The sequence below is a fragment of the Vibrio sp. V39_P1S14PM300 genome (assembly GCF_009904765.1).
GTDB lineage: Bacteria > Pseudomonadota > Gammaproteobacteria > Enterobacterales > Vibrionaceae > Vibrio > Vibrio proteolyticus.
This window is the reverse complement of the sequence record NZ_WXWP01000239.1, coordinates 1-13,743: the sequence shown is the minus strand read 5'-3', so window position 1 is coordinate 13,743 and position 13,743 is coordinate 1. Positions and strand designations below refer to the sequence as shown.

The following is a 13,743-nucleotide window of genomic DNA, read 5'->3' as shown; positions in this document are numbered from 1 at the left end:
GAGTACAAGGTTGTAGAACCGCCTTGCTCTAAGGTTCTGTGCGCTGGGTTGCCATGTCAGATTAGGATTACAATATGATTATGTATGCCAAAAATTTATTTTCGCTGGCATATTTCTATAAAAACCAAAAGTCAGAGGAAAGTAAGAAATATTTCTGTCACTCGAGGGCTTTAATATATTCAGGCTTATCTTGCATAGGGCTCTTCGCCCTTTCTTTCCCTGTCTATGCCGAGCAAGACATAAAAGTCCCGATGGACTTGTCGAAGTGGATATATAATGGAAACCAGTTTGAATGCAAACTGACACATACGGAAGTAGCGGAAGGGAAGTTTTATTTCCGCGCACTGCCCAATAATAAATTATTTTTTCAAATTGATCTGAGCAATATTAATAAGAAATTTGTTTCAGGTGAGTTATATTACCAGGCACCGCCTTGGGCGGTTAATTCCTCCAGCGTGCCTTTGTCCAGCGCAAAACTGGATGAAAAACAATCCGCGCGGTTTCTTCAGGGCATTGATGAATTATTGCTCGCAATGCAAACCGGTCATTGGATCAAACTTTCTCTGAGCGGAAATAAAACTTCCGCCTCTCAGGCACTGATTATTCCAACGATGCAGGCTGCTGATGCCATCAGTCGCTTTACCCGTTGCCGCGATAATCTGCCCGCCATGTCTTATTCCGAAGCACGGGATGTGGTTTTGTCATTCGCCTTTGGTCAGCGCAATTTATCCACGGCGCAAACCCGTCGCCTTAAAGCACTGACTAGCTACCTTAAAGCGGATAAGCGCGTAACCCGCATCCTGATCGATGGCTACACCGATAGCGTCGGCTCAACTGTTTCTAATCTGGATATTTCTCGTCAGCGTGCCGAACTTGTGGCCGCAGAGCTGAAAACGCTGGGCGTGAAACCGGAGATGTTGGAAGTGCGTGCTCACGGCGCCCGCTACCCGCTGGCGACCAATAAGACCGAACAGGGGCGCGCGAAAAACCGTCGGGTAACGCTGCGCCTGGTTCGTGACAATGAGAGTGTGGTGCCTGCCGCTTCCACTGAAACAGTTAAGGTTCAATGATGTTGAAAACAGAAATTTTGCTGGTTGAGCCTAACGATCATTACGCTCAGCCGGTTATCCAGGTCTTGGAAGACGCGGGCTACCGTGTGACTCATGCCCGTACCGGACGCAGTGCGCTGATCGATGTTTCTGCGACCATTACTCTGGTCAGCTCCAGTTTGCCGGACATGTGTGTACGTGAATGGGTGGCTTGCCATCAGAAACAGCGCAACGCCGGTGTTGCCATTGCGATTGTGGATCAGGAGCAGGGCATTCTGGCTGCTGAAACGATGAAAGCGGGTGCGACGGATTATCTATTGCGTCCGTTTGAGTCCAATCAGTTACTTAATTTGTTGCGTCGGGTGGAAGCACTGGGTCGCCCAATGGCCAATATCGTTGCTGAAAGTTGGCGTAGCAAACAGGTATTGCAACTGGCTCATCGCGCGGCGTGTACCAGTGCCAGTGTGCTGATCACCGGGGAGTCCGGTACCGGAAAAGAAGTGCTGGCTCGTTATGTCCACGAGCATTCACCTCGTGCAGAAGGCCCTTTTATTGCTGTTAACTGCGCCGCGATTCCGGAGTCGATGCTGGAAGCGGTGCTGTTTGGCCACGTAAAAGGCGCGTTCACGGGGGCGACTGGCTCACAGAGCGGTAAATTCGAAGAGGCCAATGGCGGCACTATTCTGTTGGATGAAATCGGTGAGATGTCACCAGCGGTTCAGGCCAAATTGCTGCGGGTGCTTCAGGAGCGTGAAGTGGAGCGGGTCGGCAGCCACAAAGCGATCCAACTGGATATCCGCGTGATTGCAGCGACCAACAAAGATCTGCGCGAGGAAGTGCAAAAGGGCACGTTCCGCGAAGATCTTTATTACCGTCTTGATGTTTTGCCGCTGCACTGGCCGCCGCTGCGCGAGCGACGGGAAGACATCCTGCCGATCAGTCAGTTCTTCATCAACAAATATCAGGACAGCAGCAAATGCCACCTGTCCGATGATGCCAAATCGGCGCTCAGTCAGTACCACTGGCCGGGCAATATCCGAGAACTGGAAAACGTTATTCAACGTGCGCTGGTGATGCGTCATGGTGATTACATCACAGCTCAGGATCTGATGCTGCCGGTGGAAGTGACCGCGTCCACGCCTGCGGCGATGCCTTCGGAAGCGTTCGGTCATATCGAAGCGAAGAAGCAGGCGGAATTCCAGTACATTTTAGACAAACTGCGTCAGTTCGGTGGCAACCGGACTCAGACCGCGAATGCCCTTGGTGTATCAACCCGCGCGCTGAGATACAAGCTGGCGGCGATGCGCGAACAAGGTATTGATTTACAGTCGGAGCTGGGCTCGGCTGCCTAAAGGAGAAAAAGTATTATGGCAAGTCAACCAATTAACCAAGCGGTATCGGCCGAGCAGCTGATGCTGGCCAAGATGGACATGATGACCAACCAGGTTCAGCCTGATTTTGTGATCAGCGCGAATCCTCTCGATATGAAAACGGTCAACGCACCTCTGTCTTTCTCACAGGCGATGACCAGTGTATTGGATGTGGTGAATCAGCATCAGTCTTTCGCCAGTCAGAAAATGACGGCGGTAGAAACCGGTGCCAGCGACGATCTGGTCGGTGCGATGGTCGCCAGTCAGAAAGCCAGTCTTTCGTTCGATGCTTTGATGCAGGTGCGCAACAAAGTGGTCTCGTCTATTGAAGACATCATGAAGATGCCGGTGTAAATCATGTCAGACATTTCAACTCATGTAGCAGGAGCCTCTATGAATCCGGGCGCGGGCAGTATATCCGCACCGAAAGGCATGGATGAGTTCACCACAAAAGTGAAACAGCTTTGGTCGAGCAGCCAGCGCAACCTGGTGTTGTCGGCCGTTCTGGCGGCGATTGTCGCAGCAATCATCGTGGTCGCGCTGTGGAGTTCGACTCAGAGCTTCCGTCCGCTGTACAGCCAGCAGGAACGTTTTGATACCGGTGAGATTGTCTCGGTACTGGAAAGCGAAGGGATCAGCTACCGCCTGCAAGAGCAGAACGGTCAGGTGCTGGTGCCGGAAGGCGAAGTCGCACGTATCCGCATGTTGCTGGCGGCCAAAGGCGTAAAAGCACAATTGCCAACGGGCCTGGATTCTCTGAAAGAAGACAGTTCTCTGGGCACCAGCCAGTTTATGGAGACGGCCCGTTATCGTCATGGTCTGGAAGGTGAGTTAGTCCGCACTATCATCTCACTCAATGCTGTGATGAACGCACGTGTGCACCTGGCGATTCCTCGTCAGACCCTGTTTGTGCGCCAGAACAGTGAAAATCCGTCAGCCTCGGTGATGCTGGAACTTAAGCCTGGTGAAGATCTGAAAACCGGTCAGGTTGAGGCGATCATCAATCTGGTGGTGGGCAGTGTCACGGGCATGAAACCCGAGTTTGTCTCGGTCATTGACCAATATGGCCGTCTGTTGAGCGCCGATGTGGGATCGGCAGAAGCGGGCAAAGTGAACGCGAAATATCTGGAATATCAGAAGAACGTTGAAAAGCAGATCATCCAGCGCGCCGCCGACATGCTGACGCCGATCGTCGGTCCGAGTAACTTCCGTGTCCAGGTCGCGGCCGATATGGATTTCAGCCAAATTGAAGAGACGCAGGAAATCCTCGACAACGCACCGGTGGTACGTAACGAGCACACTATCCAGAACAACTCGATTGATAACATTGCTCTTGGGGTTCCGGGCACGCTGAGCAACCAACCGGCCGTCACCGGGGAAGTGCCGACTCAGGACAGCCAGAACACCAACGCACGTTCGGAAGTCAATCGTCAATACGCTGTCGGCAGCAGTGTACGCCGTACTCAGTATCAACAGGGTCAGGTGAAAAATCTCAGTGTTTCTGTGTTGCTGAACTCAGCCGCGTCCCCGGATGGCAGCGCGTGGAGTGATGGTGACAAAGAGCAGATCTCGCAGATGCTGCGCGATGCGGTAGGCATTGAAGCCACCCGCGGTGACAGCTTTAGCCTGATGAGCTTTAACTTTACGCCGATTGAAATCGATGCAGCGCCATCCATTCCATGGTGGCAGGATCCGACCGTTCAGCAACCATTGCGTTACGTGATTGGTGGCATGCTGGGTCTGGCGATGATTTTCTTTGTTCTGCGTCCGTTGATCATGCACCTGACTGGCGCAGATCGTATGACTCAGGAGCTGGAATTTGCCGAGCCGCCGCAGGAAGAACCGGTCTACGAGAACCTGCAAACACGCGAAGAGCGCGAGCATGAAGAAGCGCTTAACCGTCGTCTGTCTGAACAGGGCATTGAGTTCTCTTCAGGCCTCGACAGCACCAGCGATATGCTGCCGCCTCCGGGCTCGCCGCTGGAAATCCAACTTAAACATCTGCAGCTTATCTCTAACGAAGAGCCTGAGCGCGTAGCCGAAGTATTGAAACAATGGGTAAACATCAATGAGCACAGCAAAATTCACTCGAAAGCAGACGCTTAGTTACGTTGAGCAAACCGCGTTGGTGTTGCTGGGTATGGGTGAGGACGCAGCGGCTAAAGTGCTGCGTCATTTCTCCCGCGATGAAACCCAGCGGGTGACCAAAGCGATGGCAAAACTGAGCGGTATTAAAAGCGACAGCGCCCGCAACGTGATTCAGAATTTCTTTGAAGATTTCCGCCAGCACAGTGGTATTCGCGGCGCGTCGAAAGAGTATCTGTCGAATACTTTACGCAAAGCGCTTGGCAACGATTTGGCCAAAGGCTTGCTGAACAACCTGTATGGCGATGAGATTCGTAACAATATGCAGCGTTTGCAGTGGGTGGAATCGGAAACACTGGCGCGTTTTATTACTAATGAACACCCGCAGATGCAAGCCATTTTCCTGGCCTATCTGCCGCCGGAAAGCTCGTCAGAAGTGCTTAAGTTCCTGCCAGAGGACTATCACGATGAACTGTTGTTCCGTATCGCGCGCTTGCAGGATGTGGATCATCAGGTTGCCAAAGATCTCAGTGAGCTGATCGAGCGTTGTATTGAGAAAGTTTCCGCCAACCAGAGCGCTCCGTTATCGGGCGTGAAACAGGCGGCGGACATCATCAACCGTTTCGAAGGCGACCGAGCTGGTCTGATGGAAATGCTCAAGCTGCATGATGAAGATGTGGTGAGTGAAATCGAACAGAACATGTTTGAGTTTATGGTATTGGGTCGTCAGCGCGAAGAAACCATGGATCTGCTGGTACAACAGGTCCCGCTGGATCTGTGGGCATTGGCATTGAAAGGCGCCGATATCACGCTGCAACAGGCGATCAAACGCTCCATGCCGCAACGTATGGCGAGCGCACTGGAAGAAAACATGCAGTCGCGTGGTGCTGTGCCTCTCAGTAAAGTCGAATCGGCCCGTCAGGAGATCATGCAGATCGTTCGTACGATGGACGACGGCGGCGAAATTGAGTTGTTGTTGTATGAAGAGCCGACGGTGGAGTAAGCCATGCCAACCAATAAAGTATTGAATCTGCCGCCTTCTGGCTACCGGCTGCACCGTTTTCCACCTTTGGCTCAGCCAGTGGTGGCAGACGAGTTTGACGATGAGTTGGGCTGGCAGCAAGACAACCAGCACGACATTCAGCAACAGCTGGAGCAGGGGTTTCAGCAAGGGCTGGAGCAAGGACATGAAGAAGGGTTCCGTCAGGGATTGGATCAGGGCAAACAGCAAGGGTTGCTGGATGGCCAGAAAGAGGGCTTCCAGAAAGGCTTTGTGTCTGGTGAGCAGTCGGGCAAACAGATGTTTGTCGAAGCCACTAAGCCAGTCAGTGAACTGTTTAAGAGCTTGTCCCGCTGGCAGGCAGAGCGCGAGCAGCAACAGCGTCATATGATTTGTGAACTGGTTCAGAAAGTCGCGCAGCAGGTGATTCGTGCTGAACTGACCCTGATGCCTCAACAAATCCTGTCGCTGGTGGATGAAACGCTGGAAGCCATGCCAGGCAAAACAGAGAAAGTGACGGTACACCTGAACCCTCAGGATTTGGAACGCATCAGCCACATCAATGCGGATTTGCCGGCGAGCTGGAAACTGGTGCCGAACAACGAACTGCCGGTCGGCGGTTGTCACTTGGTCACGGAAGAGGCCGAAGCCGACGCCAGCTGTGACTCACGTCTGCAAACGTGTATGGATAACGTGAAGCAACATCTCTTAGATGAGGTCACGCCAGCACCAACACAGACAGAAGGTCGCCATGAGTAACAGCCGGGCGCACGAAATCCTGTCGGAACGTCTGAGCGAGGCCATTGCCTCGCTCGATTCGGTTCCGGTTGCCCGGGTAACCGGGCGACTGGTGAAAGTCAACGGACTGATGCTGCAGGCGGTCGGTTGCCGTTTCAAGCTGGAGCAGCGCTGTTTGGTGGAAACCGCCGAAGGCGACATGATTGAAGCTCAGGTAGTCGGCTTTGACCACAGTGTGGCGTACCTGATGCCCATTCGCCGTTTGGGTGGGCTGTTCGCTGGCGCCAAAGTGGTGCCACTGGAAGGGGACAGCACGGTGCAGATCAGTGCGCAGTGGCTGGGTCGGGTCGTCAATGGTCTGGGCGATGCGTTGGACGATGGGCCGGTGCTGAGGGGGGGCGATCGTGTTTCACTTGAACCCAAACCGATCAACCCGCTTAAGCGCCGGCCGGTCGACACCCCTTTAAATGTTGGTGTGCGCGCCATCAATGGTCTGTTGACGGTCGGCAAAGGTCAGCGTATTGGCCTGATGGCCGGCAGTGGTGTGGGTAAGAGTGTCCTGATGGGCATGATCACACAGAACACCGAAGCCGATGTGATTGTGGTTGGTTTGATTGGTGAACGGGGACGGGAAGTCCGCGAGTTTATCGAGCGTAATCTGACTCCCGAAGCGCGTAAAAAAGCGGTGATCATTGCGGCGCCGGCCGATGAGTCTCCGCTGATGCGTCTGCGTGCGACATTACTTTGCCATCGTGTTGGGGAGTATTTTCGCGATCAGGGCAAAGACGTCTTGCTCCTTATGGACTCATTGACCCGTTACGCCATGGCGCAGCGCGAAATTGCTCTGTCGCTGGGTGAGCCGCCCGCCTCACGTGGTTATCCGCCGTCGGTTTTCAGCATTTTGCCACAGTTGTTGGAGCGTGCTGGAAACAGTGAAAACCCGCACGGTAGCCTGACGGCGATCTACACCGTTCTGGCGGAAGGGGACGACCAGCATGATCCGGTTGTCGATTCAGCCCGGGCAATTCTCGACGGTCACGTGGTGTTATCGCGTCAGCTCGCAGAGCAAGGGCATTATCCGGCGATCGACATCAATGCGTCGATCAGCCGCTGTATGGCCGCGTGCACACAAACGGCACACAGCACAGTGGCGAATCAGTTTCGTCAACTCTACTCTAACTACCTTCAGGTCAAAGAGTTGCTGCCGTTGGGCGGGTATCAACCGGGCCAGGATCCTGAACTGGATCAGGCGGTGGCAATGTATCCGCACCTTAAGGCTTATCTTCAGCAGCCAGCCAATGAAGCGGTTGATTTCCCGGCCAGTCTGAGTGCATTGGCGCAATTGTTCCAGGGACAGGAGTAACACATGGATGACGGTACCAAACTGAGAGCGGTCGGTCGCCTTCAGCAGGTGGAAGAAAAACGTCGCGACCAGGTCGGTCAGCAATTGGAATCGATGCGGCAACGCCATGCGCACGTCCAGCTTCAACTGGCGCAGTTAGCCAAACTGAAGAACCATTCAGGGCAGTCTGCGCTTAATACTCCGGTGCTCAATAGCGCGACCTTGATGAACCTCAGCCGGGTCGACACCATGTTACAAAAGCTGTTGCGTCACCATGAGCATGAGCAGGCGGTCATGCAGGCGCAGTGTTCTTCTGTCCAGAAGCAGTTGGAGCACAAACACGCCCGCGTGATGGGGCTGGAAAAAGTGCTTGAACGCTGGCGCACTAAACAGCGTTATGAGCAGGCCTGCAAAGAGCAGAAGCAGCTGGAAGATCTCATCAATGCCAGACTGAAAAAGCGCGTGATATGAATAAGGCCACAGTGATGTGGCCTTTATTTTTTATTCAGCATCTATCGTCAGTGGCGGGACAGCCACTTCGAGGAAACAGGCGATGACCCTGAAAAGTTCCCCTTCACTGACAGACACCTTCCCGTCGGATTCAATCACCATTTTGCAGGCCTCTAGAAAGCGCTGTTTGTCTGCCGGTCGTAACTGAACCAGTTGTTCCAGCGCAGAACGCGTTAACGACCAGTTCGAATTGGCGGCATCCAGCTCGGTCATTGGTAGCGTCAGGTGTTGCAACGCGCGTTGATACGCCGTGGCCGACGCCTGTGCGCTGGTCTGGCTGAGCCAGCTCAGCTCGCGCAGTACCCAAATTACGCTCTCTTTTACCGTTTGCAGTGTCTTACGTTGTGGCGCCGGGTGTTTTGGGGGAGACACCAATTTCTCCATCAGGTTGATCACACACCACTCATTAAGGGCGTAATGGTTATCCAGTTTGGCCATCTCCGTCAGTCCGAGACAAAAATTGCTGACTTGCTCTGGACTCATGCTTTTCAGCGCAGGCACCGCCAGTTCCAGCAGCGGCAGACGCAAATGGGCTTTGAGCTCAAAATCAAGCCAAGGCATGTATTCCTGATGAGAGCCTTCCGGCAGCATGCGGTCAATCAGCTCACGCTGTTCGTCACTGCCATCGAATATCAGCAGCAGCGGAATAAAGCGTGCACTGTAAGGCTCACGTGCCAATTCGAGCAACGCATCTGGTAATTGCTGCATAACCCGTTGCCCAACCTGGCTCTTCTGCTCTGAGGTCAGCGGTGCATCATGGCTGTGGGGAGCGCTGAAGCCACTCAGTCCGGCGACTTCATCGTTTGTTGTACTGACTTGAGCGTGCTCGGTAAAATTTCCGTCCCAGTCAGGTTGAATGCGAAGAATCCGTTCGTGCAGCGGGGGATGCGTAGCGTACAACATGGCGGATAAACCGCTCAGCTGCGCCTGACCAAACATCATGTGACTGACTTCTTTGGTTGATTCTGCCTGCAATTGCGACTGTTGAGAGTGGGTGGCAATTTTCTTCAGCGCGTTTGCAATACCACGATCATTTCGCGTGAACTGCACCGCGCTGGCATCGGCAAGAAATTCGCGTTGACGTGAAATGGCCGCCTTAATCATGGAGCCAAACTGCGTCCCCAGCCAGCCAAATACGGTAAGCACCAACGCGATCACTAAAATCAAGCCAGCGCCGCTACCTTTGTCTTTGTCATTGGAAGAGCGAAACTGTGATGCGCGGCGTTGCGACTGCATGGCGCCACGCATCAGAGCCTGACCCAATAACCCCATGCAGGTGATGCCAAACAAGGTGCCGATGAGCCGGGTATTGAGTCGCATGTCGCCGTTGAGAATATGGCTGAATTCGTGCGCCATTACGCCTTGTAGCTCGTCTCGGTTAAAAGTATCAAGCGCCCCTTGTGTCACGCCAATAATCGCATCATCAATGCTCATGCCCGCTGCAAAGGCGTTGATCCCATGCTCCTCTGCCAACAGATACACTGGCGGTACCGGCATTCCCGACGCCAGCGCCATCTCTTCCACCACGTTCAGTAGTCGCCGCTGTTTAAAATCGCTGGTATTGGTCGAAATCAGTTTTCCGCCCAGTTGCTCAGCAACGGCTTGTCCGCCGTGTTTGGACAACTGATGGAGGCGGTAAGCGGAAGAGATGCCCACAATCGCGGCAACACAGACAAAGCTGATGGCACCAAAGGCCAGGATCTCGTTCAGATTGAGGGAGGTATGTCCGTTGTCCCAGGACGTCGCGATGACGATCAGTAGACTGGCAACGACAGTAATCGACAGTAAGGCGAGAAAGAACAACACTACCAGCAATCCGGTTCGTGTTTTGGCACGATCCTGATGTTGAGCAAAATTCATCAGAAGCTTACCTTAGGCGCTGTCTGAATCTGCTCAGAATCGGCAAACTCGAGTAGTTTTCCGTCCTGAAACTTAAACAGGCCGGCGAACAACACCGGTGGGAAAGTCTGTTTGTACGTGTTGTAACTGGTGACCGCGTCGTTGAATGCCTGACGCGCGAATGAGATTTTGTTTTCTGTACTGGTCAGCTCTTCCTGGACCTGCATCATGGTCTGATTGGCTTTCAGATCAGGGTAGGCCTCAACCACTACACTGAGTTTGCCGAGTGCATTTTGCAGCATGCCCTCCGCCTGCGCTAACTGATTGATGGCCGATTGGCTGTCCGGAGCGTCGCTGGCGGCTTTTAACCCGCTCAGAGCTTGGTTACGCGCTTGAATTACGCGTTCAAAGGTTTCCTGCTCGTGTTTCATGTAGCCTTTCGCGGTTTCCACCAGATTTGGGATCAGGTCGTAGCGCCGTTTAAGCTGCACTTCGATCTGGGCAAAGCTGTTTTTAAAGCGGTTGCGCAGTGTGACCAGTTTGTTGTAGATGCCGATGGCGTAAAACACCACCAACAGAATCACAGCCAGCACGATGATTGACGTTGTCATAAGTTGTCCTGTTTATTGGTTATAGAGATATCCAGTGATGCCATTATGTGCATCAATGACTAGCTTTGCTTATATAACGTGCTGTTTAAAATAGCAATATCAAGAGAAGGGTAATACATAAGCTGGGATAAGCCTGGCTTATCCGAGGTTGAGTCTGTTTGCGCAATAGCGCACAAGAGACGGCGCCAGACAGAAAAAAGCCCGGCGAGAGCCGGGCATTGTCCATAACGTTGTCATAATAAATTTTTGTCTGGGGGCTTCAGTCCAACAGGCCGGTAGCTTGGAAAGTTTCCAGTTTGGCCAGATAGGGCTGCAAATCGCCAATGTGATTTCTCACCCAGTCCTGATCATAATAGGTATCCAGATACCGTTCGCCACTGTCGCACAAGAGGGTCACAATCGAGCCGGTTTCACCGCGTTGTTTCATTTCACTCGCCAGTTGCAGTGCACCATACAGATTGGTTCCGGTCGAGGCGCCAGCTTTACGGCCAAGCACGTTTTCCAGCCAGTGAATGGTGGCAATGCTGGCAGCGTCTTCAATCGTACGCATTTCATCAATCACACCCGGAATAAAGCTGGGTTCGACACGTGGGCGGCCGATGCCTTCGATTTTACTAAAGCGCTCACCAGTCAACTGACGGTTACCACTGCGATAAAAGTCGTGGAACACCGAATGCTCCGGGTCTACCACACACAGTTTGGTGTCGTGTTGCTGGTAACGGATAAAGCGTCCGATGGTGGCGGATGTTCCGCCAGTTCCCGGGCTCATCACCACCCAAGAAGGAATAGGGTAGCGCTCCATGGTCATCTGGCTGAAAATAGAGTTGGCAATATTATTGTTGCCGCGCCAGTCGGTTGCGCGTTCGGCGTAGGTAAACTGGTCCATGTAATGCCCCCCCAGTTCCTGCGCCAAGCGGTGTGATTCTGCGTAGATCTGATCCGAGCGGTCAACCAGATGAGCTTGGCCGCCATAAAACTCAATTTGTTCAATTTTCTTACGCGCGGTGCATTTAGGCATCACGGCGATAAACGGCAGCCCCAGCAACCGGGCGAAATAGGCTTCAGACACGGCAGTGCTGCCTGACGAAGATTCAATGATGGTGGTGTCTGGGCCAACCCAGCCATTACAGATCGCATACAGAAACAACGAACGTGCCAGACGGTGTTTCAGAGAACCGGTCGGATGTGTACTTTCATCTTTCAGATAGATATCGATGCCATCCAGGACCGGTAGATCCAGCTTGATCAGGTGAGTGTCGGCAGAGCGCTGGTAATCCGCTTCAATTTTGCGAATCGCATCGTTAATCCAGTTGTGGTCGGTACACATAGGGTGTTCTCCGTAAGAGTTATTATGATGATAAGGTATCCTTTACTATGGAGAAATGCTTTGCTTTTTTGTGCATGGATTTTAGAATTTGGAGAAAATTATTCTCTTTATTGGTGAGGTGGAGAAATGAATCTGGATAATACCGACAAGCGTATTCTGGCGCTGCTGCAGGAAGACTCGACGCTGTCACTCAACGATTTGGCAGAAGCGGTCAACCTGACGACCACCCCCTGCTGGAAGCGATTGAAAAAACTTGAAGAATCGGGAGTGATTGAAAAGCGGGTTGCATTGCTGAATCCGGAAAGGCTAGAGCTCTCTTTCACCGCTTTTGTTTTGATCAAAACCAGTGACCACTCGCATGAGTGGTATCACCGCTTTGTCGAAACGGTGGTGGAATTTCCTGAAGTCATGGAGTTCTACCGTATGGCCGGAGAGTACGATTACATGATGAAAGTTCAGGTCAAAGACATGAAATGTTTTGATGAATTCTATAAAAAGCTGGTCAACAGTGTGGATGGGATATCAGACGTTACGTCTACCTTTGCCATGGAACCGCTCAAATACACCACGGCACTACCAATCCGGCATAGTTGAGGCGCCCGCTCTCCAGATGAGAGCGGGCCAGTGGTTATTTGTTGGTGTAGCGCATCACACCTTCCTGAACCGCTGTCGCGACCAGATCGCCGCTGCGATTGTAGATCTCGCCGCGGACCAGGCCACGGGTGTTGCTCGCCGTCGGGCTTTCAATCACATACAGCAGCCATTCGTCCATTTTGAATGGACGGTGAAACCAGATGGAGTGATCAATAGTGGCAACCTGAAAATGAGGTGTCATCAGCGATACCTGATGCGGGTGCAATGCCGTGACTAAAAAACCCCAGTCCGAAGCGTAACCCAGCAAATATTGATGGATCAGTTGATTGTCCGGCACCGCACCGTTGGCACGGATCCACAAATACTGCTTGGGATCTTTCTTCTCGGGTTTGAGCGGATTCACCACCACCACCGGACGGGTTTCAATCGGTTTTTCACCGCAGAAGGTGTGGCGCAGTTTCTCAGGCAGATACTGCGCGATGCGCGATGCCAGTTCTGATTCCGACGCAAAGTTCTCGGGCCCCGGCACCTCAGGCATGCTGATCTGGTGCTCAAAACCCGGCGCTTCACCATGGTAGGACGCGGTCAGGTAGAAGATAGGCCGGCCGTTTTGGATCGCTTTGACCCGGCGAGTGCTGAAACTGCGACCATCACGCAGGTTTTCGACGTCGTAAATGATCGGCTTCTCCGGATCGCCCGGATAGAGAAAATAGCTGTGAAACGAGTGCACGGTACGATCGGACTCAACCGTGTAGCGGGCGGCAGACAGCGCCTGACCAATCACCTGACCTCCGTAAACCTGTGGTAAGCCGAGGTTCTCGCTCTGACCGCGAAACAGGCCTTTTTCCAGCTTTTCCAGTTGCAACAGACTCAACAGTTCGTTTAAAGGTTTACTCATAACTCTTGCCTATAGTGTCAACGTCAAAGTATTCAAAACTTTACACAGTCAAAATCTTGTCAATACCGTGGTCGGACCATGACTCTTTACCGAACAGCACCTATAATCCTTGGGATTTTAATTCTTTATGCGAGGCTTTATGAAAAAGGCACTGTTGTTGGTCATGTCAGTGGTATTGGGTTCGGTTCTTTTCGGTTGTCAGTCATCAGAATCTGAAAAGGAAGCGGCCATGCAAAACATTACAGGGACAATTGCTTACCGTGAGCGCGTGGCTTTGCCAGACAACGCCGTTGTAACGGTTTCACTACAGGACGTTTCGCTAATGGATGTCGCTGCCGACGTTATCTCAACCACTCAGTTTGAAACCAACGGTGCTCAGG

14 protein-coding genes are annotated in these 13,743 nt (G+C 52.7%); 10 read left to right on the top strand and 4 right to left on the bottom strand.

Features of this window, described 5'->3' with window-relative positions; all coding sequences use genetic code 11:
* Positions 1–74: 74 nt before the first annotated feature.
* The 8 genes from CAG65_RS12080 to fliJ are packed head-to-tail and all read left to right on the top strand — an operon-like array spanning position 75 to position 8,055.
* A complete protein-coding gene (locus CAG65_RS12080; protein ID WP_161453789.1) occupies positions 75–1,070 on the top strand; it encodes a MotY family protein in 996 nt (331 codons plus the stop codon).
* Complete coding sequence (locus CAG65_RS12075) at positions 1,070–2,401, top strand: sigma-54-dependent transcriptional regulator (protein ID WP_021704209.1); 1,332 nt, start codon at positions 1,070–1,072, stop codon at positions 2,399–2,401. The genes CAG65_RS12080 and CAG65_RS12075 overlap by 1 nt, the downstream gene beginning before the upstream one ends.
* 15 nt (positions 2,402–2,416) lie before the next feature.
* Positions 2,417–2,773 carry a flagellar hook-basal body complex protein FliE gene (locus tag CAG65_RS12070; RefSeq protein ID WP_021704208.1) on the top strand — a complete coding sequence of 119 codons (357 nt, stop codon included), beginning with the start codon at positions 2,417–2,419 and terminating at the stop codon, positions 2,771–2,773.
* 3 nt (positions 2,774–2,776) lie between these two features.
* On the top strand, positions 2,777–4,525 hold the full coding sequence (gene fliF, locus CAG65_RS12065) for a flagellar basal-body MS-ring/collar protein FliF (protein ID WP_161453788.1): 1,749 nt from the start codon (positions 2,777–2,779) through the stop codon (positions 4,523–4,525).
* Positions 4,488–5,507 carry a flagellar motor switch protein FliG gene (locus tag CAG65_RS12060; RefSeq protein ID WP_021704206.1) on the top strand — a complete coding sequence of 340 codons (1,020 nt, stop codon included), beginning with the start codon at positions 4,488–4,490 and terminating at the stop codon, positions 5,505–5,507. Before fliF ends, CAG65_RS12060 begins: the two co-directional genes overlap by 38 nt.
* Positions 5,508–5,510: 3 nt before the next feature.
* The gene (gene fliH, locus CAG65_RS12055) at positions 5,511–6,263 is read left to right on the top strand and encodes a flagellar assembly protein FliH (RefSeq protein WP_161453787.1); all 753 of its coding nucleotides are present in this window, start codon (positions 5,511–5,513) and stop codon (positions 6,261–6,263) included.
* The gene (fliI, locus tag CAG65_RS12050) at positions 6,256–7,605 is read left to right on the top strand and encodes a flagellar protein export ATPase FliI (RefSeq protein WP_021704204.1); all 1,350 of its coding nucleotides are present in this window, start codon (positions 6,256–6,258) and stop codon (positions 7,603–7,605) included. The genes fliH and fliI overlap by 8 nt, the downstream gene beginning before the upstream one ends.
* A gap of 3 nt (positions 7,606–7,608) precedes the next feature.
* Entirely contained in the window at positions 7,609–8,055 is a 447-nt protein-coding gene (gene fliJ, locus CAG65_RS12045; RefSeq protein WP_161453786.1) for a flagellar export protein FliJ, read from the top strand.
* Positions 8,056–8,085: 30 nt separating this feature from the next.
* Here fliJ and CAG65_RS12040 read toward each other — a convergent pair whose 3' ends face one another.
* The 3 genes from CAG65_RS12040 to CAG65_RS12030 all read right to left on the bottom strand — a co-directional run bounded on the left by CAG65_RS12040 (position 8,086) and on the right by CAG65_RS12030 (position 11,871).
* Positions 8,086–9,954 (bottom strand): M48 family metallopeptidase, encoded by a 1,869-nt coding sequence (locus tag CAG65_RS12040; RefSeq protein WP_161453785.1) that lies wholly within the window; start codon positions 9,952–9,954, stop codon positions 8,086–8,088.
* Positions 9,954–10,544, bottom strand: coding sequence for a LemA family protein (locus CAG65_RS12035; protein ID WP_161453784.1), 591 nt, complete (start codon positions 10,542–10,544; stop codon positions 9,954–9,956). The genes CAG65_RS12040 and CAG65_RS12035 overlap by 1 nt, the downstream gene beginning before the upstream one ends.
* Before the next feature lie 259 nt (positions 10,545–10,803).
* Positions 10,804–11,871: a PLP-dependent cysteine synthase family protein gene (locus CAG65_RS12030; protein ID WP_161453783.1), complete on the bottom strand. Its 1,068-nt coding sequence runs from the start codon at positions 11,869–11,871 to the stop codon at positions 10,804–10,806.
* 126 nt (positions 11,872–11,997) lie between these two features.
* On the opposite strand from CAG65_RS12030, the gene CAG65_RS12025 reads away from it, so the two are divergent.
* Positions 11,998–12,465 carry an Lrp/AsnC family transcriptional regulator gene (locus CAG65_RS12025; RefSeq protein WP_021704199.1) on the top strand — a complete coding sequence of 156 codons (468 nt, stop codon included), beginning with the start codon at positions 11,998–12,000 and terminating at the stop codon, positions 12,463–12,465.
* A gap of 34 nt (positions 12,466–12,499) precedes the next feature.
* Here the strand turns inward: CAG65_RS12025 and tesB are convergent, their stop codons facing one another.
* Positions 12,500–13,363: an acyl-CoA thioesterase II gene (gene tesB / locus CAG65_RS12020; RefSeq protein WP_021704198.1), complete on the bottom strand. Its 864-nt coding sequence runs from the start codon at positions 13,361–13,363 to the stop codon at positions 12,500–12,502.
* Between the two features lie 139 nt (positions 13,364–13,502).
* Here tesB and CAG65_RS12015 point away from each other — a divergent pair.
* A partial coding sequence (locus tag CAG65_RS12015) for a YbaY family lipoprotein (RefSeq protein ID WP_202599369.1) occupies positions 13,503–13,743 on the top strand: 241 nt, incomplete at its 3' end.